This window comes from Nocardiopsis sp. B62, from assembly GCF_018070675.1.
Lineage (GTDB): Bacteria > Actinomycetota > Actinomycetes > Streptosporangiales > Streptosporangiaceae > Nocardiopsis > Nocardiopsis prasina.
In genome coordinates this window covers 342,175-366,747 of the sequence record NZ_JAGPXK010000002.1, presented here as the reverse complement: position 1 = coordinate 366,747, position 24,573 = coordinate 342,175, and the positions used below count along the sequence as shown (strand labels likewise).

General features: G+C 69.1%; 18 protein-coding genes and 3 tRNA genes. 4 read left to right on the top strand and 17 right to left on the bottom strand.

Annotated elements, in window-relative coordinates; all coding sequences use genetic code 11:
• Positions 1–1,434 precede the first annotated feature (1,434 nt).
• The 4 genes from KBX21_RS03730 to rplJ form a co-directional block, all read right to left on the bottom strand.
• Complete coding sequence (locus tag KBX21_RS03730) at positions 1,435–5,313, bottom strand: DNA-directed RNA polymerase subunit beta' (RefSeq protein WP_210840990.1); 3,879 nt, start codon at positions 5,311–5,313, stop codon at positions 1,435–1,437.
• A 34-nt stretch (positions 5,314–5,347) separates the two neighbouring features.
• Entirely contained in the window at positions 5,348–8,815 is a 3,468-nt protein-coding gene (rpoB, locus tag KBX21_RS03725) for a DNA-directed RNA polymerase subunit beta (protein WP_049569180.1), read from the bottom strand.
• 825 nt (positions 8,816–9,640) lie between these two features.
• Entirely contained in the window at positions 9,641–10,024 is a 384-nt protein-coding gene (gene rplL, locus KBX21_RS03720) for a 50S ribosomal protein L7/L12 (RefSeq protein WP_110049738.1), read from the bottom strand.
• A 97-nt stretch (positions 10,025–10,121) separates the two neighbouring features.
• The gene (rplJ, locus tag KBX21_RS03715) at positions 10,122–10,649 is read right to left on the bottom strand and encodes a 50S ribosomal protein L10 (RefSeq protein WP_049569186.1); all 528 of its coding nucleotides are present in this window, start codon (positions 10,647–10,649) and stop codon (positions 10,122–10,124) included.
• A 375-nt stretch (positions 10,650–11,024) separates the two neighbouring features.
• Between rplJ and KBX21_RS03710 the strand changes: the two genes are divergently transcribed.
• Together KBX21_RS03710 and KBX21_RS03705 are read left to right on the top strand one after the other, a co-directional pair.
• The gene (locus tag KBX21_RS03710; protein ID WP_210840989.1) at positions 11,025–11,783 is read left to right on the top strand and encodes a hypothetical protein; all 759 of its coding nucleotides are present in this window, start codon (positions 11,025–11,027) and stop codon (positions 11,781–11,783) included.
• Positions 11,784–11,895: 112 nt separating this feature from the next.
• Positions 11,896–12,744 (top strand): hypothetical protein, encoded by an 849-nt coding sequence (locus tag KBX21_RS03705; RefSeq protein WP_210840988.1) that lies wholly within the window; start codon positions 11,896–11,898, stop codon positions 12,742–12,744.
• Between the two features lie 107 nt (positions 12,745–12,851).
• Here KBX21_RS03705 and rplA read toward each other — a convergent pair whose 3' ends face one another.
• The 5 genes from rplA to KBX21_RS03680 all read right to left on the bottom strand — a co-directional run bounded on the left by rplA (position 12,852) and on the right by KBX21_RS03680 (position 15,810).
• Positions 12,852–13,529, bottom strand: coding sequence for a 50S ribosomal protein L1 (rplA, locus tag KBX21_RS03700; RefSeq protein ID WP_210840987.1), 678 nt, complete (start codon positions 13,527–13,529; stop codon positions 12,852–12,854).
• A gap of 86 nt (positions 13,530–13,615) precedes the next feature.
• Entirely contained in the window at positions 13,616–14,044 is a 429-nt protein-coding gene (rplK, locus tag KBX21_RS03695; protein WP_049569197.1) for a 50S ribosomal protein L11, read from the bottom strand.
• A gap of 281 nt (positions 14,045–14,325) precedes the next feature.
• Positions 14,326–15,153: a transcription termination/antitermination protein NusG gene (nusG, locus tag KBX21_RS03690; RefSeq protein ID WP_210840986.1), complete on the bottom strand. Its 828-nt coding sequence runs from the start codon at positions 15,151–15,153 to the stop codon at positions 14,326–14,328.
• A 227-nt stretch (positions 15,154–15,380) separates the two neighbouring features.
• Complete coding sequence (gene secE, locus KBX21_RS03685; RefSeq protein ID WP_049569206.1) at positions 15,381–15,635, bottom strand: preprotein translocase subunit SecE; 255 nt, start codon at positions 15,633–15,635, stop codon at positions 15,381–15,383.
• Between the two features lie 102 nt (positions 15,636–15,737).
• Positions 15,738–15,810: transfer RNA gene (locus tag KBX21_RS03680), tRNA-Trp, on the bottom strand.
• A gap of 179 nt (positions 15,811–15,989) precedes the next feature.
• Between KBX21_RS03680 and KBX21_RS03675 the strand changes: the two genes are divergently transcribed.
• Positions 15,990–17,198 carry a pyridoxal phosphate-dependent aminotransferase gene (locus KBX21_RS03675; RefSeq protein WP_210840985.1) on the top strand — a complete coding sequence of 403 codons (1,209 nt, stop codon included), beginning with the start codon at positions 15,990–15,992 and terminating at the stop codon, positions 17,196–17,198.
• 119 nt (positions 17,199–17,317) lie between these two features.
• Entirely contained in the window at positions 17,318–18,367 is a 1,050-nt protein-coding gene (locus KBX21_RS03670) for an adenosine deaminase (RefSeq protein ID WP_049569215.1), read from the top strand.
• Between the two features lie 29 nt (positions 18,368–18,396).
• Here the strand turns inward: KBX21_RS03670 and KBX21_RS03665 are convergent, their stop codons facing one another.
• From KBX21_RS03665 to KBX21_RS03630, 8 genes are all read right to left on the bottom strand, one after another.
• Positions 18,397–18,990 carry a TMEM165/GDT1 family protein gene (locus KBX21_RS03665; RefSeq protein ID WP_049569219.1) on the bottom strand — a complete coding sequence of 198 codons (594 nt, stop codon included), beginning with the start codon at positions 18,988–18,990 and terminating at the stop codon, positions 18,397–18,399.
• Positions 18,991–19,392: 402 nt separating this feature from the next.
• Entirely contained in the window at positions 19,393–20,469 is a 1,077-nt protein-coding gene (locus KBX21_RS03660; protein ID WP_210840984.1) for a UDP-N-acetylmuramate dehydrogenase, read from the bottom strand.
• Positions 20,470–20,526: 57 nt separating this feature from the next.
• Positions 20,527–20,955: a MaoC family dehydratase gene (locus tag KBX21_RS03655; protein WP_017543028.1), complete on the bottom strand. Its 429-nt coding sequence runs from the start codon at positions 20,953–20,955 to the stop codon at positions 20,527–20,529.
• Positions 20,956–20,970: 15 nt separating this feature from the next.
• Complete coding sequence (locus KBX21_RS03650; protein WP_017543029.1) at positions 20,971–21,414, bottom strand: MaoC family dehydratase N-terminal domain-containing protein; 444 nt, start codon at positions 21,412–21,414, stop codon at positions 20,971–20,973.
• Positions 21,415–21,572: 158 nt separating this feature from the next.
• Entirely contained in the window at positions 21,573–21,737 is a 165-nt protein-coding gene (gene rpmG, locus KBX21_RS03645) for a 50S ribosomal protein L33 (protein ID WP_026117477.1), read from the bottom strand.
• Positions 21,738–21,838: 101 nt separating this feature from the next.
• Positions 21,839–21,914 (bottom strand) — tRNA-Met (locus KBX21_RS03640).
• A 102-nt stretch (positions 21,915–22,016) separates the two neighbouring features.
• Positions 22,017–22,092 (bottom strand) — tRNA-Thr (locus KBX21_RS03635).
• A gap of 296 nt (positions 22,093–22,388) precedes the next feature.
• On the bottom strand, positions 22,389–24,494 hold the full coding sequence (locus tag KBX21_RS03630; protein WP_210840983.1) for an AAA family ATPase: 2,106 nt from the start codon (positions 24,492–24,494) through the stop codon (positions 22,389–22,391).
• Positions 24,495–24,573 lie beyond the last annotated feature (79 nt).

Below are 24,573 nucleotides of genomic sequence, written 5' to 3'. Positions count from 1 at the left end.
AAAGACCAGGAGTCGCCAACAGACCCAGCGCCCCCAGGAGCACCCGAGGGCTCGAAGCCCGAGGACGCCAGCGGATCAGAGTCCCCGGAACCCCACGAATCACCGGACGAACCGGAGCCCGGCGAGGACCACGGCGCCACGTCAGCGTCAAGCGACTCGGACCCACGCGAGGCCCACGAGTCACCGGACGAACCGGAGTCGAGAGCAGCATCCGCGGTGTACCCGGCAGCCGAGGACTCGGATCCCCAGGAGGCCTGGGACGTCCGCGCGTCGGGATCCGAAGCCCACAGGTCACCGGCGGAACCGGAGTCCGGGGCGGAGCCGGGGACGGACTCCTGCGGCGACCACGCATCCTGCCCGAGGGCCGCACCACGTGAGTCACCGGAGAGACCGGAGTCCGGGAAGGACCACGCGGCAGCGTCGGCGTCATAGGCATCGGAACCACGCGGGGCAGCGGAGTCCCGCGAAGACCAGGAGTCACCAACAGACCCAGCGCCCCCAGGAGCGCCAGAGGCGTCCCCGAAGGGAGCCCCGGAATCCCTGGAGCCAGGCGTCGGGGCCAGGGGCATCCAGGCGTCCCGCGCGGAATCGGATCCCAGCGAAGAGTCGGCGTCCCGCGAACCCCACGCGTCGCCGGAGGTGCCGTAGAGGCCGGAGTCGCCAGGAGCACCCGGGGTGTACCCGGCGGTCGGAGACTCCGAGCCCCGGGAGCCCGGCGCGGAAGCCGAACCCTGCGAATCCCCGGAGTCCCGGCCGGGGCCCGAGAGGGACTCCTGCGGGTTCCACGGGTCCTGGGCAGGGGTGGGCTCCCCCGTCGCGGGAGCGGTGCGCTCACCGGCGGGAGAGGCCTCCTCCCACGAGCGGCGGGAGTTGGCCCAACTGTCGTCCTCGGGGGGCAGCGGCACCTCGGCGCTGGCCGCGATGCCCGGGTACCCGGGCTCGCGGACGGCGAGGGGGTCCTCCCCCGGGAAACGGGTCACCGGCTCGTAGGCGGACGTGCCCGCGCCCGGGTACGAGATACCCGGCGTCGAGGGCGGACCACCCAGTGCGTCCGGGTACGGCTCCACCATCGCCGGACGCGAGGCGCTCAGCCCCGCGTAGCCGCCGCTGTCGGGGAAGACCGCGCCCTCCGCGCTCCCCTCCCCAGGGTTGGCCGCCGCGTCCTCCTCGAGGGGGTCCTGGTACTCCGACTGTGTGCGGTAGCGGTTCTCGCTGGGCTTGAACCAGGAGTCCCCGTCCGCATCGGACGCACGGTTGCCCGGCGTCCCGCCCCCGTTATCAGTCACTTGCCTGCTCTCCCGACAGCGCCGTAGCGCCCTCTCCCCGTCCGCACCGCAGTGTACGAACCGACAACGACGAAACGGCGGCGGGGCCACCCCCGGTGATGGGGGTGGCTGACCACCGCCGTCAGCTCAACCAACGTTCAGGTTGGACCTACCGGTTGTACGGACCGAAGTCGTACTCCTCCAGCGGAACGGCCTCGCCCGAACCCTGACCGAAGGTGTACTCGCTGGGCTCCTCGTAACCGGAGACCGAGTACATCGAGGCCTTGGCCTCCTCGGTCGGCTCCACCCGGATGTTGCGGTACTGCGGAATACCGGTACCGGCCGGGATGAGCTTACCGATGATGACGTTCTCCTTGAGGCCCAGCAGCGGGTCGCTCTTACCGTGGATCGCGTTCTCGGTCAGCACGCGGGTGGTCTCCTGGAAGGAGGCCGCCGACAGCCAGGACTCCGTGGCCAGAGAGGCCTTGGTGATACCCAGCAGCACCGGACGTCCGGCGGCGGGCTGGCCGCCCTCGGATACGACGCGTCGGTTGATCCGCTCGAACTTCGGCCGCTCGACCATCTCACCGGGCAGGAGCTCGGTGTCACCGGACTCCAGGATGTTCACCCGCTTGAGCATCTGGCGGACGATGATCTCGATGTGCTTGTCGTGGATGGACACACCCTGCGACTTGTACACCTCCTGGACCTCCGACACGAGGTGCTGCTGCACCGCGCGCGGGCCCTGGATGCGAAGAACCTCGTGCGGGTTGATCGCACCCTGGATGAGCTGCTGGCCGACCTTGACGTGGTCGCCGTCGCTCACCAGGAGCTGCGCACGCATCGGGACCGGGTAGGCGATCTCGTCCGTGCCGTCGTCGGGGATGACGACGATCTTGCGGCTCTTCTCGGTGTCGTCGACCCTGATCCGGCCCTCCATCTCGGAGATCGGGGCCACACCCTTGGGGACGCGGGCCTCGAAGAGCTCCTGGACACGGGGCAGACCGTGGGTGATGTCCTGACCGGCCGAACCACCCATGTGGAAGGTACGCATGGTCAGCTGGGTACCGGGCTCACCGATGGACTGGGCCGCGATGATACCGATCGCCTCACCGACGTCCACCGGCTTGCCGGTCGCCATGGAGCGCCCGTAGCAGGTGGTGCAGACACCGATCTTCGCCTCACAGGTCAGCGACGAGCGGATGCGCACGCGGGTGACCCCGGAGGCGACCAGCTTGTCGATGTTCTGCTCGGAGGTGTCGGACAGCGCCGGAAGGACGAGGTTGCCCTCGGGGTCCAGCGTGTCCTCGGCGATGGTCCGACCGAAGCCGGTGTTCTCGACGTTGTGCTTGCGCACGACGACGCCGGCGGCGTTCTTCTCACCGATCTCGTGCCACAGCGAACGGTCCGTGCCGCAGTCGATCTCGCGGACGATGACGTCCTGCGCGACGTCCACCAGACGACGGGTCAGGTAACCCGAGTCGGCGGTACGCAGGGCGGTGTCGGCCAGACCCTTGCGCTGACCGTGCGTGGAGATGAAGTACTCCAGCACGGACAGGCCCTCACGGTAGGAGGACTTGATCGGACGCGGGATGGTCTCACCCTTGGTGTTGGAGACCAGACCACGGATACCGGCGATCTGGCGCACCTGCATCGGGTTACCACGCGCACCGGACTGGACCATCATCCACACCGGGTTGTCGGCGGGGAAGTTGTCCTCCATGTCCTTGGCGACCTCGGCCGTGGCCTGGGTCCACACCTCGGTGAGCTCCTGACGGCGCTCGTCGTCGGTGATCAGACCGCGGTCGTACTCGCGCTGGATCTTGTCGGCCTTGCGCTCGTACCCGCCGAGGATCTCGGCCTTGTGCGGAGGCGCGACGACGTCCTCGATGCCGATGGTCAGACCGGACCGGGTGGCCCAGCGGTAACCGGCGTCCTTCAGGGCGTCCAGGGTCGTGGCGACCTGGACCTTGGGGTAGTTCTCGGCGAGGTCGTTGACCAGCACCGAGACCTGCTTCTTGCCCACCTGGAAGTTGACGTACGGGTAGTCCACCGGGGTGGCCTCGTTGAAGAGGTACCGGCCCAGCGTGGTCTCCAGGACGTAGACGTCGCCCTGCTCCCAGCCCTCCGGCGGCGTCCAGTCCTTGGGCGCGGGAGCGCCGTCGGCGATACGCAGCCGGATCTTGGCCTGGAGGTCCAGGTCGCCCAGGTCGTAGGCCATGATGGCCTCGGCCGGGGAACGGAAGGCACGACCCTCGCCCGCGGCACCCACGCGCTCGGTCGTCAGGTAGAACAGGCCGATGATCATGTCCTGGGTGGGCATGGTCACGGGCTTGCCGTCGGACGGCTTGAGGATGTTGTTGGTGGCGAGCATCAGCAGCCGCGCCTCGGCCTGGGCCTCGGCGGACAGCGGCAGGTGCACGGCCATCTGGTCACCGTCGAAGTCCGCGTTGAACGCGGTGCACACGAGCGGGTGGATCTGGATGGCCTTGCCCTCGACCAGCTGCGGCTCGAAGGCCTGGATGCCCAGGCGGTGCAGCGTCGGAGCACGGTTCAGCAGCACCGGGTGCTCGGTGATGACCTCTTCGAGGACGTCCCACACGACGGGGCGGGACCGCTCCACCATGCGCTTGGCGCTCTTGATGTTCTGCGCGTGGTTCAGGTCCACCAGGCGCTTCATCACGAACGGCTTGAAGAGCTCCAGGGCCATCTGCTTGGGCAGACCACACTGGTGCAGCTTCAGCTGCGGGCCGACGACGATGACCGAACGGCCGGAGTAGTCGACGCGCTTACCGAGCAGGTTCTGACGGAAACGACCCTGCTTGCCCTTGAGCATGTCGGACAGCGACTTGAGCGGACGGTTACCGGGACCGGTGACCGGGCGACCACGGCGGCCGTTGTCGAACAGCGCGTCGACGGCCTCCTGGAGCATCCGCTTCTCGTTGTTGACGATGATCTCGGGCGCGCCCAGGTCCAGCAGCCGCTTGAGGCGGTTGTTCCGGTTGATGACGCGGCGGTACAGGTCGTTGAGGTCGGAGGTCGCGAAGCGGCCACCGTCCAGCTGCACCATGGGACGCAGGTCCGGCGGGATCACCGGGATGCAGTCCAGCACCATGCCCATGGGGCTGTTGGTGGTGTTGAGGAACGCCGAGACGACCTTGAGCCGCTTCAGGGCGCGGGCCTTCTTCTGGCCCTTGCCGGTGCGGATGGTCTCCCGGAGCTTCTCCGCCTCCTCGTCCAGCTCGAAGTTGGACAGGCGGTCCTGGATGGCCTGGGCTCCCATGCCGCCACGGAAGTACTTCCCGAAGCGGTCGCGCATCTCGCGGTAGAGCATCTCGTCGCCCTCGAGGTCCTGGACCTTGAGGTTCTTGAAACGGCTCCACACCTCGTCGAGGCGGTCGATCTCGCGCTGGGCGCGGTCGCGCAGCTGGCGCATCTCACGCTCGGCGCCCTCGCGCACCTTGCGGCGCGCGTCGCCCTTGGCACCCTGCTCCTCGAGCTCGGCCAGGTCGGCCTCGAGCTTGCGGTGGCGCTCCTCGATGGTGGAGTCGCGACGCTGCTCCAGGTGCTGCTTCTCGACCGAGATCCGGGCTTCCAGCGACTGGAGGTCGCGCTCACGGGCCTCGGTGTCCACCCACGTGACCATGTAGGCGGCGAAGTAGATGATCTTCTCGAGATCCTTCGGCGCCAGGTCCAGCAGGTAGCCCAGGCGGGAGGGCACGCCCTTGAAGTACCAGATGTGCGTGACGGGAGCGGCCAGCTCAATGTGGCCCATCCGCTCACGGCGCACCTTGGCACGGGTCACCTCGACGCCGCAGCGCTCACAGATGATGCCCTTGAAGCGGACGCGCTTGTACTTGCCGCAGTAGCACTCCCAGTCCCGGGTCGGACCGAAGATCTTCTCGCAGAAGAGTCCGTCCTTCTCGGGCTTGAGGGTGCGGTAGTTGATGGTTTCGGGCTTCTTGACCTCGCCGTGCGACCACTGGCGAATGTCATCAGCGGTGGCGAGGCCAATCCGCAGCTCGTCGAAGAAGTTGACGTCGAGCACTTAATTCGTCCCCTGCTCTCGAATCCCGCGGAAGTTAGACCTCTTCGACACTGCTCGGCTCTCGCCTGCCCAGGTCGATTCCCAGTTCTTCCGCGGCGCGGAAGACGTCCTCGTCACTGTCCCGCATCTCGATGGACATACCGTCACTGGACAGCACCTCCACGTTCAGACAGAGCGACTGCATCTCCTTGATGAGCACCTTGAAGGACTCAGGGATGCCCGGCTCGGGGATGTTCTCGCCCTTGACGATGGCCTCGTAGACCTTGACGCGACCCACCACGTCGTCGGACTTGATGGTGAGCAGCTCCTGGAGCGCGTAGGCGGCGCCGTAGGCCTCCAGCGCCCAGACCTCCATCTCACCGAACCGCTGACCGCCGAACTGCGCCTTACCACCCAGCGGCTGCTGCGTGATCATGGAGTACGGGCCGGTGGAACGGGCGTGGATCTTGTCGTCCACGAGGTGGTGGAGCTTCAGGATGTACTTGTAGCCGACGGAGATCGGCTCGGCGAAGGGCTCACCGGTGCGGCCGTCGAACAGGCGGGCCTTGCCGTCCTCGTTGATGAGGCGGTTGCCGTCCTTGTTCGGGCGGACCGACTGGATGAGGCCGCTGAGCTCGTCACCGTGCAGGCCGTCGAAGACCGGCGTGGCCACGCGCGAGTTCGGGTCGACCTCGGCCGCTCCGATCGCGTGCAGCGACTTCTGCCACTCCTCCTCGACACCCTCGACCAACCAGCCGTTCTTGGCCAGCCAGCCCAGGTGGACCTCCAGTACCTGACCGACGTTCATTCGGCCGGGGACGCCCAGCGGGTTGAGGATGATGTCGACGGGGGTGCCGTCCTCCAGGAAGGGCATGTCCTCCTGGGGCAGGATCTTCGAGATGACGCCCTTGTTGCCGTGACGGCCGGCGAGCTTGTCACCATCGGTGATCTTGCGCTTCTGGGCCACGTAGACGCGGACCATCTCGTTGACGCCGGGGGCGAGCTCGTCGCCCTCGTCGCGGCTGAACACGCGAACGCCGATGACCTTGCCGGTCTCGCCGTGCGGCACCTTCAGGGAGGTGTCGCGGACCTCGCGGGCCTTCTCGCCGAAGATGGCGCGCAGCAGGCGCTCCTCCGGGGTCAGCTCGGTCTCACCCTTGGGCGTGACCTTGCCGACGAGGATGTCGCCGTCGACGACCTCGGCGCCGATACGGATGATGCCCCGGTCGTCGAGGTCGGCCAGGACCTCCTCGCTGACGTTGGGGATCTCGCGGGTGATCTCCTCCGGGCCGAGCTTGGTGTCACGGGCGTCGACCTCGTGCTCCTCGATGTGGATCGAGGAGAGGACGTCGTCCTGCACCAGACGCTGGCTGAGGATGATCGCGTCCTCGTAGTTGTGGCCCTCCCAGGACATGTAGGCCACGAGGAGGTTCTTGCCCAGCGACATCTCGCCCTGGTCCGTGGACGGACCGTCGGCGAGGACCTGCTTGACCTCGATGCGCTGACCCTCGTGCACGATGGGGCGCTGGTTGAAGCAGGTGCCCTGGTTGGAGCGCTGGAACTTGCCCATGCGGTACGTCTTGCGCGTGCCGTCGTCGGCCATCACGGTGACGTAGTCGGCGGTGACGTCCTCGACCACACCGGCCTTCTCGGCGATGATGACCTCGCCGGCGTCGGTGGCGGCGCGGTACTCCATGCCGGTGCCGACGAAGGGCGACTCGGCGCGCAGCAGCGGCACGGCCTGGCGCTGCATGTTGGAGCCCATGAGCGCGCGGTTGGCGTCGTCGTGCTCCAGGAACGGGATCATGGCGGTGGCGACCGACACCATCTGGCGCGGCGACACGTCCATGTAGTCGACCTCGTCGGTGCTGACCTGCTCGAACTCCCCGCCCTTACGACGGACGAGCACGCCGGCCTCGGCGAAGCTCCCGTCCGGGTTCATCGGGGTGTTCGCCTGCGCGATGACGTAGCGGTCCTCTTCGTCAGCGGTCAGGTAGTCGACCTGCTCGGAGACCTTGCCCTCGATGATCTTGCGGTACGGGGTCTCGACGAACCCGAAGGAGTTCACCCGGCCGTAGGCGGCGAGCGAGCCGATCAGACCGATGTTCGGGCCCTCAGGCGTCTCGATCGGGCACATGCGGCCGTAGTGCGAGGGGTGCACGTCACGGACCTCGAAGCCCGCGCGCTCACGGGACAGACCGCCCGGACCCAGCGCCGAGAGGCGGCGCTTGTGGGTCAGACCCGCGAGCGGGTTGGTCTGGTCCATGAACTGGGACAGCTGCGAGGTGCCGAAGAACTCCTTGATGGAGGCGACGACGGGACGGATGTTGATCAGGGTCTGCGGCGTGATCGCCTCGACGTCCTGGGTGGTCATCCGCTCGCGGACGACGCGCTCCATACGGGCCAGGCCCAGGCGGACCTGGTTCTGGATGAGCTCGCCGACGGTGCGCAGGCGACGGTTGCCGAAGTGGTCGATGTCGTCGGTCTCGACCGGACGGAGGCCGAGGACGGTCTCCTTCTCGATCTCACCCGCGTGCAGGCGCACGAGGTAGTCGATGGTCGCGACGATGTCCTCTTCGGTGAGGGTGCCCTGCGTGAAGTCGGTGTCGAGGCCGAGCTTCTTGTTGATCTTGTACCGGCCGACCTTGGCGAGGTCGTAGCGCTTGGGGTTGAAGTACAGGTTCTCCAGCAGCGCCTGGGCCGACTCCTTCGTGGGCGGCTCTCCCGGACGCAGCTTGCGGTAGATGTCCAGCAGCGCGTCGTCGGTACCGGCGGTGGGGTCCTTCTCCAGGGTGTTGCGGATCGACTCGTACTGGCCGAAACGCTCCAGGATCTGGTCAGTGGTCCAGCCCAGCGCCTTGAGCAGGACGGTGACGCCCTGCTTGCGCTTGCGGTCGATGCGGACTCCGACGAAGTCGCGCTTGTCGACCTCGAACTCGAGCCAGGCGCCGCGGGACGGGATGACCTTGCAGCCGAAGAGGTCCTTGTCCGAGGTCTTGTCGACGGACTTGTCGAAGTACACGCCCGGGGAGCGGACCAGCTGGGACACGACAACGCGCTCGGTGCCGTTGATGATGAAGGTGCCCTTGACGGTCATGAGCGGGAAGTCGCCCATGAACACCGTCTGGCTCTTGATCTCACCGGTGTCGTTGTTGATGAACTCCGCCGTGACGAACATCGGGGCGGAGTACGTCATGTCCTTGTCCTTGCACTCCTCCTCGGAGTACTTGGGCGGCTCGAACCGATGGTCACGGAACGAAAGAGACATCGTGCCCGAGAAGTCCTCGATCGGGCTGATCTCCTCGAAGATCTCTTCGAGACCGGACTGCTCCGGAACGTCCTTGCGGCCGGCGTTGCGGGCCGTCTCGACCCGGGTCTTCCACGTGTCGTTGCCCAGCAGCCAGTCGAACGACTCGGTCTGCAGGGCCAGAAGGTTCGGAACCTCAAGGGGTTCCTGGATACGGGCGAAAGAAACGCGGTGCGGACCAAGGGCGTTAGCGGAGGCGTTGCGCGAGGCTGCCAACAGGGGTCCTTCCGAAGGCTTGTGGCGGTTGAAGCGCGCACGCCAGACGATCCGTCACGAGAGGGACCGCCGCAACGCGGTTGAGACGGTCACATCGAGCGGGGACGGGCCTTCCGGATTCCAGGAAATGGGATGGCGGAAGCCGTACACCGACACAGGGATCACCAAAGGGCAGCGCAAAAGAGCAGTGTAGCCGAACACCACACCGCTGTCCACTCACGGTCCACAGCGCCACTCACGACACCGGCAGGATCACCCCTGGAGGGCGATCCGTCAAGCCCGGCGTGCGGCCACCAGTGCCCCCGTGAGGGACCGGTGGTCCCGGGACGGACCCGGTCGACGACACCCGACGCCACCGCGCACATCCCCGGGGGAAGGCCCTGGACCATCAGGGTGAAACAGCGCGCCTGCCCTGGCCCCACGGGGGATGTGAGCCAACGGACACCCGGAAGGATTCCCCCGCCCCAGGCGGGTAAACACTCTCTCCGGAGCCCGTCAGGATTCCCGGGACGGGAGATTATCGCGTCCCGGGGACAGTTCGCACACGGGAACTCGGGGTACACGTCCGCGAACCGCCCCAGCTTCGCACATCACCCAGCTCACGACGGTTCAGACACGGCGTCGTTCACGACATACGGGACGTCGGTCCCCCGGCCCCTGGGGACCTTCGGCCCCCGAAGCTGTCCGGAACCTCCCGGTTCCTGGAGGACCGAATCCTGGCGGATCGCCGGAGGCGCCCCCGGACACGAGAAAGCGGCCGCCCCTCCCCGTAGGGAGGAACGGCCGCTTCACGCAGACCAGCGGGCGACTGGCGCCCGCGGAGGACTACTTGAGGGTGACGGTGGCGCCAGCGCCCTCAAGGGCGGCCTTGGCCTTCTCCGCGGCCTCCTTGTTCACGCCCTCGAGGAGCGCCTTCGGGGCGTTGTCGACGAGGTCCTTGGCCTCCTTGAGACCCAGGCTCGTGAGGCCGCGGACCTCCTTGATGACCTGGATCTTCTTGTCGCCAGCACCCTCGAGGATGACGTCGAACTCGTCCTTCTCCTCCTCGGCGGCCGGGGCGGCACCGGCGGGGCCGGCGGCGACGACGGCGGCCGGGGCGGCGGCGGTGACGTCGAACTTCTCCTCGAACAGCTTCACGAACTCGGAGACCTCGAGGAGGGTCATGCCCTCGAACGCGGCAAGCAGTTCCTCGTTGCTGAGCTTCGCCATGATGCGATCTCTCTTTCTCTAACGACACGGGCGCACATCGGCGCATCGTGCAAGCCAGTGGCCGGGCCCGGTGGGCACCCGCCGTGGTTCATGGGAATTAAGCGGCTTCCTCGGCACGCTTGTCCGCCAGGGCCTGCGCGAGACGCGCGGTCTTGAGCGGAAGCGCCTGGAAGACGGCGGCGGCCTGGCCCTGCTTGGCCTTGAGCGCGCCGGCCAGCTTCGAGAGGAGAACCTCTCGGGACTCCAGATCGGCCAGCTTGGTGACGTCCTCGGCGCTCATCGACTTACCGTCGATGATGCCGCCCTTGATCACCAGAGGCGTGTTCGTCTTCGCGAAGTCACGCAGACCCTTCGCGGCCTCGACGACGTCCCCGTGGACGAAGGCGATGGCGGACGGGCCCTCGAGCAGATCGCTGATCTGCTCGTCGACGCCGGCCTCCTTGACCGCGATCTTGGTCAGCGTGTTCTTGACGATGCGAAAACGCGCTGTCTGACCGAGGCTGCGGCGCAGTTCAGTGATCTGCGCGACAGTGAGCCCCCGGTATTCGGTCAGCACGGCGCCGTTTGACTCACGGAACTCGTCCGTGAGTTCGGCGACCGCGGCTGCCTTGTCCGGCCTCGCCATGGGACTCCTTCCAACAGTGAACGCTGGTTGACTCCCAAGGGCTCCATGATCGGCGTCAGCACGAGAAAAAGCCCCGAGCGCGAGGCGCACGGGGCACGACCGCGTTCTCAGTACGTGGCTGGCACGTTCCGGAACGGGAAAGCTCTGGTGACACCTGCGCGGGCGCCCATCAATGGGTCCTTGGGTCACCCGAGCGGGTGACGACCAGCGGTCTTCGGCAAGTACCAACTCTAGCCGAAGACCGGAGTGCTCGGGTAGTCGAGCGGGCCCGGATCGGGTGATCACCGACACGTGCCGCGCTCCCCTCCTCCACCGGAGGCCGGGATGACACCATGGGACGCCCGAGCCCCCCGCTCCGAAGGAGTCCCCTCCGCCGTGGAATCCCCCCGTTCCGCCCTGGCACTGGCCTGCGCCCTCTCCCTCTCCCTGTCCGGATGCGCGCTCTTCCCCTCCGCCGACCGGCCCTGGTACGAGGAGGCCGACACCGAGGCCCTGCTCGGCGCCCTGGCCGACGCGGCCTCGGGCGCCGACAACTACACCCTCGAACTCGGCTTCGGCCCCGGACCCGCGGGCGGGACGGGGACGCTGCTGACCTACGAGGTGTCGGACTCCCCGTCCGCCGTACGGGCCACGCTGAGTGCTCCCGAGGGCGGCCCCGACCTGGTGGTGGTCTACCCCGAGGAGGGGCAGGCCCTGCTGCACGACTCCGAGGACCTGCTCGGCGCGCCCACCGAGTGGGTCCAGGGCGACGCACTCCTGCCCTCACCCTCCCCGGCCGAGGTCCTCGACCTCAACTCTCTGGGCGAGCTGGTCGGCCTGCTGTCCGCGATGCAGGGGGCCGACCCCGGCGCCTCGGAGAACATCGGGGAGACCGGCACGCTCCCCCTCCACGGGTTCCTGCCCGCGTTGGCGGAAGGGACCGGGCCCGAGGAGCGGGCCACCTTCGGCCCCCTGCTCGGCGAGGACGTGTCGGGGCGCCTGGAGGTCTCCGTATGGGTGGACGCCGAGGGCTTCCCCGTCCGCATGGAGTCCGCCGGGCCCACCTCCTCGCTGTGGCTGGAGTTCTCCGAGCGGGGCGACACGGCCTTCCACGTCCCCAACGGCGACGAGGTGAGCGAGCCCGTGCGGAACTGACCCGCCCCTTGGGAACCAGAACGGGTGGAATGTCCGTCTGAGGTGCGAACATGGAACTCACTTGGGCGCACCCCCTCTCTGACGCGCCCTCTCAGAGAAAGCACACGTACGCGTGAACACCCGCATCCCGGCCTCGATCGCCGCTGGTTCCCTCTCCCTCCTCCTCGCACTCACCGCCTGCGGTAACGAGGAGCCCGCCGCCGAAGGCACCGCCGACGCCAACGAGGCCTCCTCCGGCTCCGCCCTGGAGGAGCTGCTGGGCAACATGGGCTCCAGCGCCCAGGAGCTCACCAACTACACCCTCGACATGGAGGTGCAGACCCTCGACCCCACGGCCGAGGGCGACGTCACCGTCACCTTCAACTACCAGGTGACCGACGACCCCGCGGCGATCCTCGCCACCGTGGACATGCCCTTCCTCGGCGAGACGATGTTCGAGCTGATGTCCATGGCCGGAGGGGTCCCCGACGGCGTCACGGCGGAGGACCTGGGCGCCTCCACCGTCCTGCTCACGGAGGACGGCGACACCCTCATCGCCGACCCCCACGGCGTCTACGGTGCCGGGACCCCGTGGTTCCGCGGGGAGGTCGACGAGAACGCCGACCCGACCGCGAGCTTCGACGTCGAGGCGCTCCCCGACCTGGCCGGGGCCTTCTCCGACCTGGAGGACGTCACCGAGGTCGGCACGGAGGAGATCAACGGCGTCGAGACCACCGTGGTCGAGGGCACGATGTCCACGGGCGACATCTCCGAGCTGAGCGCGGAGGAGCGCGGCGCCATGGAGAACCTGTTCAGCGGCGGCCTGGAGAGCGCCATGGACGCCAAGCTCTGGCTGGACGCCGACGGCTTCCCGATGCGCATCGAGTTCTCCGACGACGAGTCCGACGTCTGGATGGAGTTCTCCGCCATCGGCTCGACCTCCTTCGACATGCCCTCCGAGGACGAGATCGGCACCGTGTAGCACCCCGCACACGCGAAACGGCCCCCCGCACTCCCTGAGGAGGCGGGGGCCGTTCGTGTGTCACACGGGGCCGGGGCGGACGCGAGCGCGCGCCCCGAAAGAAGGCCCTAGGCGTCGAGCGGGATGCTCGGGCCCATCGTGGTGGTGACCACGGCCTTCTTGATGTAGCGGCCCTTGGCGGCGGACGGCTTGAGGCGGTTGACCTCGTCGATCGCGGCCTGGTAGTTCTCCAGCAGCTTGGGCTCGTCGAACGAGACCTTGCCGATGATGAAGTGCAGGTTCCCGTGGCGGTCCACGCGGAACTCGATCTTGCCGCCCTTGATCTCGGTCACGGCCTTGGCCACGTCCGGGGTGACGGTACCCGTCTTCGGGTTGGGCATGAGGCCACGCGGACCGAGCACGCGGCCCAGGCGGCCGACCTTGCCCATGAGGTCCGGGGTGGCCACGACGGAGTCGAAGTCGAGGAAGCCGTTCTGGACCTTCTCGACCAGCTCGTCGTCGCCGACGATGTCGGCGCCAGCGGCACGAGCCTGCTCGGCACGCTCACCGGTCGCGAAGACCAGGACCCGAGCGGTCTTGCCGGTGCCGTTCGGCAGGTTCACGGTGCCGCGGACCATCTGGTCGGCCTTGCGCGGGTCGACGCCCAGGCGCAGGGCGACCTCGACGGTCGCGTCGAACTTGACGTTGGTGGTCTCCCTGGCCAGCTTCAGAGCCTCGGCGGGGCTGTAGAGCCGGTCCCGGTCCACCAGGTTCGTGGCTTTGCGGTGGTTCTTGCTGCGCTTCACGCTGTTCTCCTACGGGAACGTGTGGTCCTAGGGCCAGCGCTGGCCCTGCCACGGTGGTTCTTGCCGTCGAGCTACCCCGAGGGGAGCTACTTGACCTCGATGCCCATGGAGCGGGCGGTGCCGGCGACGATCTTGGACGCGGCCTCGATGTCGTCGGTGTTGAGGTCGGGCAGCTTGGTCTGCGCGATCTCACGGACCTGGTCGGCGGTGATCGAACCGGCGGTGCTGCGACCCGGGTCGGTGGCGGCCTTGTCCAGCCCGGCGGCCTTCAGGATCAGCCGAGGCGCCGGGGGCGTCTTGGTGATGAAGGTGAAGGAGCGGTCCTCGTAGATGGAGATCTCGACGGGGATGACGCTGCCGCGCTGGGCTTCCGTAGCAGCGTTGTACTGCTTGCAGAAGTCCATGATGTTGACGCCGTGCGGACCGAGTGCGGTACCGACGGGCGGCGCCGGGGTCGCCTGACCGGCGGGGAGCTGCACCTTGACGAGTGCGGCAAGTTTCTTCTTCGGAGGCATATCGGGTCCTTTGCCTGATCTGCGTTGTGTGCCGATCCCTGCCTCCCCCACGGCGCCACTGGCCACGGGGACCGCGGTGGAACCGCTGCCGAAGGAGGCTGTCCGTGCCAGGGGCACGGGGTCACGGCCCGTCGGGACCGGACGGACCGGAGCGCGTTCCGCCCGGGTTCGCACCCGGGTGGGACAGCGCGACAGTGGGTCCGTCCCGCGAGGGACGGACCCACCAAGTCTACGTCGCCCGGACAGTGGTCCGGGCGGGTTGTGGGAATGGCCCCACGAGGTCAGATCTTGGCGACCTGGTTGAAGGAGAGCTCGACCGGGGTCTCGCGACCGAAGATCGACACGAGCACCTTGAGCTTCTGGGTGTCGGCGTTGATCTCGCTGACGGTGGCGGGCAGGGTCGCGAACGGACCCTCCATGACGGTGACGGACTCGCCGACCTCGTACGCCACGTCCGAGCGGGAGTCGGAGCCACCGCCGCCGGACCTGGCCTGCTGGGCCTGCTCCGGCTCCGCCTCCGGCTCGGGAGCCAGGAGCTTGGCCACCTCGGTGAGGCTGAGCGGGGCGGGCTTGTTGGACAGGCCCACGAAGCCGGTGACGCCGGGGGTGTTGCGGATGGCGGACCAGGACTCGTCGGTCAGGTCCAGGCGGACGAGGACGTAACCGGGCAGGACCTTCTCGGTGACCTGCTGGCGCTTGCCGCTCTTGACCTCGGTGACCTCGTGCTCGGGCACCTCGACCTGGAAGATGTACTCCTCCATGTTGAGGGACTGGGTACGACTCTCGACGTTGGCCTTGACCCGCTTCTCGTAACCCGCGTAGGTGTGCACGACGTACCAGTCGCCGGGCAGGAGGACGAGTTCGTTGCGGAACTCCTCGACGGGGTCGAGACGGGGCAGCTCGGGCTCCGCGTCGGCCTCTTCAGCCTCTTCGGCCTCTTCGGCGTCCGCGGTGCTCTCGTCGGCCTCTTCGGTCAGCTCGGGGCTGTCGGCGTCGGCCGGCTCGGCCGCTTCCTCGGACAGCTCGCCCGCCAGGCCGGTCTCTTCCGCCGACGACTGATCCGGCTCCTCTTCGGGGAAGTCGTCAGAGGTCAGTGGGGACTCGGACACGGCTGCTCTTTCTCTCGTCGGATTCGCTAGTGCGCACGACGCACGCCGAAAACCGGCCGTGCGTCGAACCCAGTCCTGCCAGCTTACGGTCTCTCCGGGCGAAGCGGGACCAACGCGCGGACGAGCGCGGCCGGACCAGGTCCGGCCGGGAGGAACGGGGCGAGGGTGGACACGGCCACCGTCGAGGGCGCCCGAGAAGGGGCGCCGAGCGGGACTGAACGTCGGAGCTAGGCTCCGGCGGGACGGCCGAAGGTGCCGTAGAGCCAGGTCACGGCCTCACCGAAGGCGAAGTCCAGGAGGGAGACGTAGGCGAGGACGATCACGACGAAGACCATCACGACGATGGTGTAGGTGACCAGTTCCTTGCGCGTGGGCCAACGGACCTTGCGGAGTTCTCCGACGACCTGCTTGGTGAACGTCACCGGACCGGTACGACGCTTCGGCTCCTTGTCGGGCTTCGCGTCGGCGTCAGTCTGAGTCACCTGGGGTCCTTAGGGTCGCGGGTTGCTTCGTATCCCCGTAGTTCCGTCGCCCTCGCGATCGGGGCGGCGACGGATGCGCCACCCCGACCACGCGCGGACTTGCAGGGCAGGAGGGACTCGAACCCCCAACCGCCGGTTTTGGAGACCGGTGCTCTGCCAATTGAGCCACTGCCCTTAGCGGAAACTGCGTTCCCCACCATAGCCGGTCCGGAGTGCTGTCGCACACCCCTTGTGGATGTTGCGCCCGCACGGCGACCGGCCGACGCCGACGATTGTATGCCCTCACCGCGGCTCCGGACAAACCGGTTCGGTGCCCGCCCGGCTCGGCGAAGGGGCACGTGACACGATGGGGACATGACTGAGCGACCCCGTGTCTCCGCACGTATCAGCGCCATCTCCGAGTCCGCCACCCTCGCCGTGGACGCCAGGGCCAAGGCCATGAAGGCGGAGGGACGCCCCGTCATCGGCTTCGGCGCGGGCGAGCCGGACTTCCCGACCCCGGACTACGTCGTGGAGGCGGCCGTGTCCGCCGCGCGCGATCCCCGCTTCCACCGCTACACCCCCGCCGCCGGGCTGCCCGAGCTGCGCGCGGCGATCGCGGAGAAGACCCGGCGCGACTCCGGCTACGAGGTGGAGCCCGCGCAGGTCCTGGTGACCAACGGCGGCAAGCAGGCCATCTACGAGGCCTTCGCCGCCATGCTGGACCCGGGCGACGAGGTCATCGTCATCGCCCCGTACTGGACCACCTACCCGGAGTCGGTCCGGCTCGCCGGGGGCGTGCCGGTCTTCGTCGTCACCGACGAGAGCACCGGGTACATGGCCGGTGTCGAGCAGCTGGAGGCCGCGCGCACCGAGCGCACCAAGGTGCTGGTCTTCGTCTCCCCGTCGAACCCGACCGGGGCCGTCTACCCGCGCGATCAGGTGCGCGCCGTCGGCCGCTGGGCGCACGAGCACGGCCTGTGGGTGCTGACCGACGAGATCTACGAGCACCTCGTGTACGGCGACGCCGAGTTCTCCTCGCTGCCCGTCGAGGTACCCGAGATCGCCGACCGCACGGTCGTCGTCAACGGTGTCGCCAAGACGTACGCGATGACCGGCTGGCGCGTGGGGTGGATCATCGGCCCGAAGGACCTCGTGAAGGCCGCGAGCAACCTGCAGTCACACGCCACCTCGAACGTCGCGAACGTCTCCCAGGCCGCAGCACTGGCCGCCGTCTCCGGTGACCTGACCGCCGTCGGGGAGATGCGCGAGGCCTTCGACCGACGCCGTCGGACCATCGTGCGCATGCTCAACGAGATCGACGGCGTGGTGTGTCCCGTGCCCGAGGGCGCGTTCTACGTCTACCCGTCGGTCCAGGGGGTCCTCGGGAGGAGGATCCGGGGCCGGACGCCGAACACCTCCGCCGAGCTGGCCGAGATCATCCTGGAGGAGTCCGAGGTCGCCGTGGTGCCCGGTGAGGCCTTCGGCACGCCGGGCTACCTGCGCCTGTCGTACGCGCTGGGCGACGAGGACCTGGTGGAGGGCGTCAGCCGCGTGCAGAAGCTGCTGGGCGAGGCCGAGTAGCCCTCACCGGCACCGACGACGGACGACGCGCCCCGGGTTCCGGCCCGGGGCGCGTTCACGTCGTGTGGTGTTGGCCATTCCTGGCACGCCTGGTGCCCTTCATACGGCAGGCTTGGTTCATGGAGACACCGACCGCCGCTCGCCGACTGGATCGGCTGCCCAAGGCCCACCTGCACCTGCACTTCACCGGCTCGATGCGCCACGACACGTTGGTGGAACTGGCCGAGGAACGCGGGGTGCACCTGCCCCAGGCCCTGGTGAAGGAGTGGCCGCCCAAGCTCAGGGCCACGGACGAACGCGGCTGGTTCCGCTTCCAACGCCTCTACGACGTCGCCCGCTCCGTGCTGCGCAGGCCCGAGGACATCCACCGCCTGCTCCTGGAGGCCGCGGAGGACGAGCGGGAGGCCGGTTCGGGGTGGCTGGAGATCCAGGTCGACCCCAGCGGGTACTCCTCGCTCTTCGACGGGCTGACCGCGACCCTGGAGCTGATCCTGGACGCCGCCCGCGTGGCCGAGCGCGAGACCGGAGTGGCGATCGGCCTGATGGTGGCCGCCAACCGGACCCGGCACCCCCTGGACGCCCGGGCTCTGGCCCGCCTCGCCGCCCAGTACTCGGGCCGTGGCGTGGTGTCGTTCGGGCTGAACAACGACGAGCGCCGAGGCCGGGCACGGGAGTTCGAGGCGGCCTTCCGGATCGCCAAGCGCGCCGGACTGCTCTCCACACCCCACGGCGGGGAGCTCAACGGCCCGCGCAGCGTCCGGGAGTGCCTGGACGAGCTGAACGCGGACCGGATCGGTCACGGGGTGCGCGCGGTGGAGGACCCCTACCTGCTGGAGCGCATCGCCACCCAGGAGGTGACCCTGGAGGTCTGCCCGACCTCCAACGTGGGTCTCGGGGTGTTCGACCAGCTGGACCGCGTCCCGCTGCGCAGGCTCTACCAGGCCGGCGCGCCCATCGCCCTGGGTACCGACGACCCCCTGCTGTTCGGTCCGCGCCTGGTGGAGCAGTACCGGATCGCCCGCGAGGTGTTCGGGTTCACCGACGCCGAGCTGGCCGACCTCGCGCGGATGTCGATCCGGGGCGCCGGGGCCCCCGACTCCCTGAAGAAGCAGCTGCTCTCCGGGGTGGACGACTGGCTGGCCGGCGAACCGGAGCCGTTGGAGGTCTGAGCGGCGGGGCGGGCTCCCGCTCCGTGTGCTCAGGCCAGGAGCATCCAGGCGCCCTGGCCGAGCATGGCCGCCCCCGCGACGAAGAACAGCACCGAGGCGCCGATCTGGATGGCCCTCTCGGGGAGCTTCTTGCCGAGGACGGCGCCGATCGCGATGGCGATGGCGTCGGCGGCGACCATGCCGACGGTGGAGCCGATCCACACGGGGAGCCAGTGGTACTGCGTGCCCACGGTGATGGTGGCGAGCATGGTCTTGTCACCGAGCTCCGCCACGAGGAAGACCACGAACACGGTCACGAACCCGGAGCGGATGCGGCGGGAGGCGGCCCGTTCCTCGTCCTTGTCGGACATCTCGTCGCCGCGCAGGGTCCACAGTCCGAAGACCAGGAAGGCGGCCCCGGCCGCGAGGGTGAGCCAGTCGGTGGGGATGGCGGTGCCGAGGACCTCCGCGATGAACACGCTTCCCAGGTGCACCAGTGCGGTGGCGACGGTGATGCCGAGGATGACGGTGAGGGCGCGGTAACGGGTCGCCAGGGACATCGCGACCAACTGGGTCTTGTCGCCCATTTCGGCGATGAAGATGGCACCCGTGCTCACGCCGAGGCCGACCAGAAAAGCTGACATGGTTCTCCTGCTGTCCGTGGTGGGCAGAAGGAGGCGGAGAACGCCCCTTCAACCCGGTCGTTTCCTACCGGGTCAAAGGTCTCGTCCGCCCGCTGTACTGGGCTCACGCGGCCGGGACCGTGACGTCCAGTGTGTCGACCGCGCGCATTGGGGACTACTCCCCTTCGACACTCAAGACATTACCAGAACCATTTTTGATCGCAATTTATTGATCTGGCGAATTGAATTATCAGGTTGGCCTGATAAAGGAGTTAGAGGCGCCTAACTTATTTCTTGGGCGTCTTGTCGCCGCCGGTGCCGCCCCGCCGGGGCGGCAGGAGGGCGGCGGCCGGTGCCCCGCGCCACGCGCCCGCGCGGGGGGCCGGGAGGGCCCCGGGGCCCGTACGGCTGGTGCCGCCCGGATCAGAGGCTGACCCCGAGAAGGACCGGCTCGTTGACCAGGCGCACCCCGAAGGCCGCCTCGACCCCGGCCCGCACCTCGCGGGCCAGGTCCAGGAGGTCGGCCGTGGTCGCGCCGCCGGGGTTGGTGAGCGCCAGGGTGTGCTTGCCGGAGATCCGCGCGGGACCGTCACCGTGGCCCTTGGTGAACCCGGCGCGGTCGATCAGCCAGGCGGCGGAGAGCTTCACGTTGCCGACGTCGTCGGGGTGCCCCGGGATCTCGGTGTCGGCCCCCAGGCGGGCGGCGGCCCGCTCGCGGAAGGCCGCGTACTCCTCGGCCGACAGGACCGGGTTGGTGAAGAACGAACCCGCGCTTCGGGTGTCGGGGTCGGCGGGGTCCAGGACCATGCCCTTGCCCGCGCGCAGCCCGAGGACCACCTCGCGCGCCCGGCCCAGGGGCACCCGCTCCCCCGCGTCCACACCCATGGCGCGGGCCACCTCGGCGTACCGGACGGGGCGGCTCAGCGGACCCCTGCGCAGCTCGAAGACGACCTCGCACACCACGTACCGGTCGTGGCCCTTGAAGGCGCTGTCGCGGTAGGTGAAGCCGCAGTCGGCGTTGGACAGCGTGACCAGCTCACCGGTGGTGCGGTCCAGGACCAGCACCTCGCGGATGGTCTGGCTGACGTCCTGGCCGTAGGCGCCCACGTTCTGGATGGGGGTGGATCCCACCCGGCCGGGGATGCCGGAGAGGAACTCGACGCCGTTGAGGCCCTCGGCGACGGTCCGCTCCACCAGCGGGTCCCACTCCACACCCGCGTCCGCCCTCAGCAGGACGATCTCCTCGCCGGTCTCCGGGTCGGTACCGGCCTCGGTCGTGGTGACGCCCTGGGAGGCGACCAGGACCACGGTTCCGGGGAACCCGTCGTCGGCGACGACCAGGTTGCTGCCGCCACCGAGCACGAGCACGCGCTCACCCGTGCGGTCGGCCTCGGTGACGAGACCGACGAGCTCGTCGGTGGAGCTGGCGGTCCGGAAGGCCTTGGCGGGGCCGCCCAGGCCGAGGGTGGTGTGGTCGGCGAGCATCGTGGACACGGGCATACCTCTTGCGGAGAGAACGAACGCGGGTGCGGTTGGGATCGGTCGTGGCCCTGCGGGCTACGGGGCCAGGCGGACCACGGCGGTGGCCTTGGCCAGGACCTTGGCGCCGCCGGAGCGGGCGGTGAGCAGAACGGTGACGGTGCCGTCGTCGTTCTTGGCCTTCACCTTGCCGCCGACGGTGATCTCGGCGCCCTGGTCGTCGTCGGGGACCACCACGGGCGCGGAGAAGCGCACAGCGTAGTCGACGACGCTGCCGGGGTCCCCGGTCCAGTCGGTGACGACCCGGCCCGCCTCGGCCATGGTGAACATGCCGTGCGCGATCACGTCGGGCAGCCCGACCGACTTCGCGAACCGCTCGTTCCAGTGGATCGGGTTGAAGTCACCCGAGGCGCCCGCGTAGCGGACCAGGTCCAGACGGCGGACCGGGAAGGCCCGCTCGGGGATCTCGGTCCCGACCTCGACGTCGGCGTGCTTGATCCTGTTCACTGTCTTCCCCGCTTCCTAGGAACCCCGGACGACGAGCATCATGCCCGCCGTCACCACGTGCTCACCGTCGGCCGCCTCGGCCACCGTCTCCATGGTGATGAGCTCGTTACCGCCCAGCGCCTTGATGTCGGTGATGCGGGTGACCGTGCTCAGGACGTCGCCCGCCTGGAGCGGACGGCTGTAGCGGAAGCTCTGGTCGCCGTGGACGACCCGGGAGAAGTCCACTCCGAGGTCCGGGTCGGCCAGGGCCAGGGCGGACCCGGCCATGCCCAGGATGACGGGGAAGGTGGGCGGGGCGATGACGTCGGCGTACCCGAGGGCCTTGGCGGAGGCCCTGTCGAGGTAGACGGGGTTGAGGTCGTTGATCGCCTCGGCGAACTCGCGGATCTTGCCGCGCGTCACCTCGTAGGCCTCGGGGGCGGGGTACTCCCGGCCGAGGTAGTCAGGGTTGATCGCCACGCTCTGTCTCTCCTGTGCGCTGTGCGGTCACGGTGCGGGGGCACTGCGCCCGCCGACCCGTGTCGGCCATAACAAAAGCCCGGTGAGCGAAGTGCTCACCGGGCTGGAGTCTACGAGAAGCCGACCGCTCCCTGCCGGGGACGACGGACCTGGAGAACCTAGCGGGTCTCGCGGTGGTCGTTGTGCTTGCGGCAGTTCGGGCAGAACTTCTTGATCGTCAGACGGTCGGGGGTGTTCCGACGGTTCTTGCGCGTGATGTAGTTCCGGTGATTGCACTCCTGGCAGGCCAGGGTGATCTTCGGCCTCACGTCTGTGGCAGCCACTTCGGAGTGCCTTTCTCGCTGGAGACATTACCTGGGCGCAGTTGAACACTGCTGGAGACCCACGACGACCCCTGAGTACTGCGCCTCAGGGGTCAGCGGGTTGGTAGCGGGGGCCGGACTTGAACCGACGACACAGCGATTATGAGCCGCTTGCTCTACCGACTGAGCTACCCCGCCCCGATCAGAACGGAAGGACATCCTATCGTGGATGTCCCTCTGTCAAGGCCGGTGAAGTTCCACCGGCCACCCACCTGAGTGGACCGGAACCTCGTCAAGTGGTGGAGCCCCTTTACGGAATCGAACCGTAGACCTTCTCCTTACCATGGAGACGCTCTGCCGACTGAGCTAAAGGGGCGCGCTGTGGGACTTTCTCTCGTCCGCCCCGGGGGCGTACCCCCTTGCGCTGAACATGACTATACAGGGATCCGGGGGTGGTCTGCCAAATCGAGCACCGGGCGCCCCCGCGGAGGTCCCCCACGGGAGACCCGCCCACCCCCTCCCCCGCACTGCTGAGGGAACACGGGAACCCCTGTTCAACAGGGGTCCGGGTGCTTCGAAAGCGCCCTGCGCACCGCACCCCGAGGAACCCGGGAAAGGGCCCCGGTGTGACGCCGTGCACCCCGGCCCGGGGGCCGCGGGGCGAACCGGCCCTCACGCGCTTCCCTCGGCCAGCCAGACGTTGGACATCGCGTCGCGGTTGATCGTGCGGATGTCGGCGGGCAGCCCCAGCCTGCGCAGGGCGTCGGAGAGCCGGGTGTCGTGCGTGAACACGATGAGCTGCCGGTGCCGCCCCACCTCGGCCAGGACCGCCGCGAGCCCCTCAACGGTCTCGGTGTCCATCGCCTGGACCGGGTCGTCCAGCAGGAGGAAGCCGAAGGGGTTGCCGTCCACCAGCGCGCGCGGCAGGCAGATGGACAGCGCCAGCGCCTGGAACTCGCCCTGGCTGAGCAGCCCGGGCGCGCTGGTCTGGTCGTCCACGCCGTCCACGGAGACGTCCACCTCGACCCTCCTGCGGGCGCCCCGGCCGATCAGCCGCATGCCCTGGAGGTCGATGTGGCGTTCCTGGCGCAGCCGGAACCAGACCTGTTCGGCCTGGGAGGCGACCGGCCCCAGCCGCTCCGCGCGCACACCGCGCGCGTGTTCGGCCAACCAGTTCAGGGCCGTCTCCGCCACCGCCAGGGTCTCGCTCGCCGCCACGGCGTCCTGGGCGTCGTCCAGCCAGCCGGAGAGGCGCTCGGCGAGGTCGGCCCATCCGTTGGTGGGGTCCTCCAGCCGCTCGGAGGCGTCCCGGCGGGCGCTGACCGCCGCCGCGCGGAGTCTGCGGCCCACGGACTCGATGTGCTCGGCCAGCTCCCCGAGGTCCTCGATGTCGGAGCCGGACTCCCAGAGCGCCCACACCTGGCCGAGCTCGCTCTCCGGCGGCAGCCAGGTCGGCACCGGGGAGAGCAGGAACCGGGCCTGGTCGCGCGCGGCGGAGGCGCGGTCGTAGGCGGCCGAGGCCGTGGCGGCCTGGGGCCGGAGAGCCCGGAGCTGGGCGTTGGCGCGACGCACCCAGTCGGCGCCGAGCGCCCCGGTGGTCGCGCAGGTGGGGCAGGTGGTCTCGGTGGGGTGGCGCTTGTGGTGTTCCAGCGCCTGTTCGAGGAGTTGGACCACCCCGTGCGCGTGGTCGCCCTTGCTGCCCGCCGCCATGGCGAGTTCCATGGCGGCCCCGCGCAGTTCGTTGACGACGTCGGCGATGAGCGTGCGCTCGGGAACGGCCAGGCGGCGCAGTCGGCGCAGGACCACGTGCCGGGCGGGGTCGCTGGGACCGTCGTCGGAGGCGACCCGGCGCAGGGTCTCCAGGTCCATGGAGGGGGCTGAGAGCACGCCCGCCGCCTGGACGGCGCGGGGGTCGTTGGAGGCGCCCAGCACCTCCAGGAGGGGCCGCAGCTCTCGGGAGGGGCGGTCGCGGCGCCGGACCAGGCCGTCGCAGACCTTGGCCAGGCGGCGCTCGGCCTCGGCGAGCCCGGTCAGCCCGAGCAGGGCGGTGAGGGTGTCGTACAGTTCCGCCGCCCGGCCGGTGACCGTGCGGCCGAGTTCGTCGTAGGACAGGAAGGGGCGGTAGCGGACGAGGTTCTCGCCCCAGTCGAGGGTGCGCAGCGGGGAGACCTCGCCGTTGGGGTGCACGACCTCGCCGCGAGCGGAGCGGACGCTCTCCCCGGTCCAGCGGCGGCTGATCCGGGTGGGCCCGGGGTCCCCGGCGATGTGGATGTCCACCGTCGCCTCGGTGCGCTCGTCGTAGTGGAGGTTGCGCCAGCCGTCGCGCCAACCGGTGGGCATGGCGTCCCAGCGCGGGTTGCGTCCGGTCAGGGCGGCCTCGGCGGCCTCCGCGAAGCTCGACTTCCCGGACCCGTTGCGGCCGACGATGACGGTGAGGCCGGGGCTCGGGGAGAAGGTGAGGTCGGCCGGGCGGCCGATGCCGCGGAACCCCTGGACGCGGATGCCGGTCAGGTAGGCCCGTCGCACCCGTCCGGGCGGGGCCTCGGAGGACACCGCGGGGACGATCCCCGGGATGTGCTCGCCCCTGAGGAGCGCCTCAAGCGCCTCCTCACCCCACAGGGCGGCGCCGACCCAGGTGCGGACCTCCTCGGACAGCCCCGAGCGCGCCAGGGCGTCGAGGAGTGCCTTGGTGGTGGGGTCCTCGGTCTGGGGTGCGGCCGCGTGGCCGTCCCGTCCTGTGCGTGTGTCCGCCTCGGGTCCCCGAGTCACCTTCGCCACCCCGCTCCGTTCTCGAACCTGCACCAGCAGAGTAGGACAGGACGGGAGGAAGCGCGCTGGTGATACGCGCGCCGGTCAG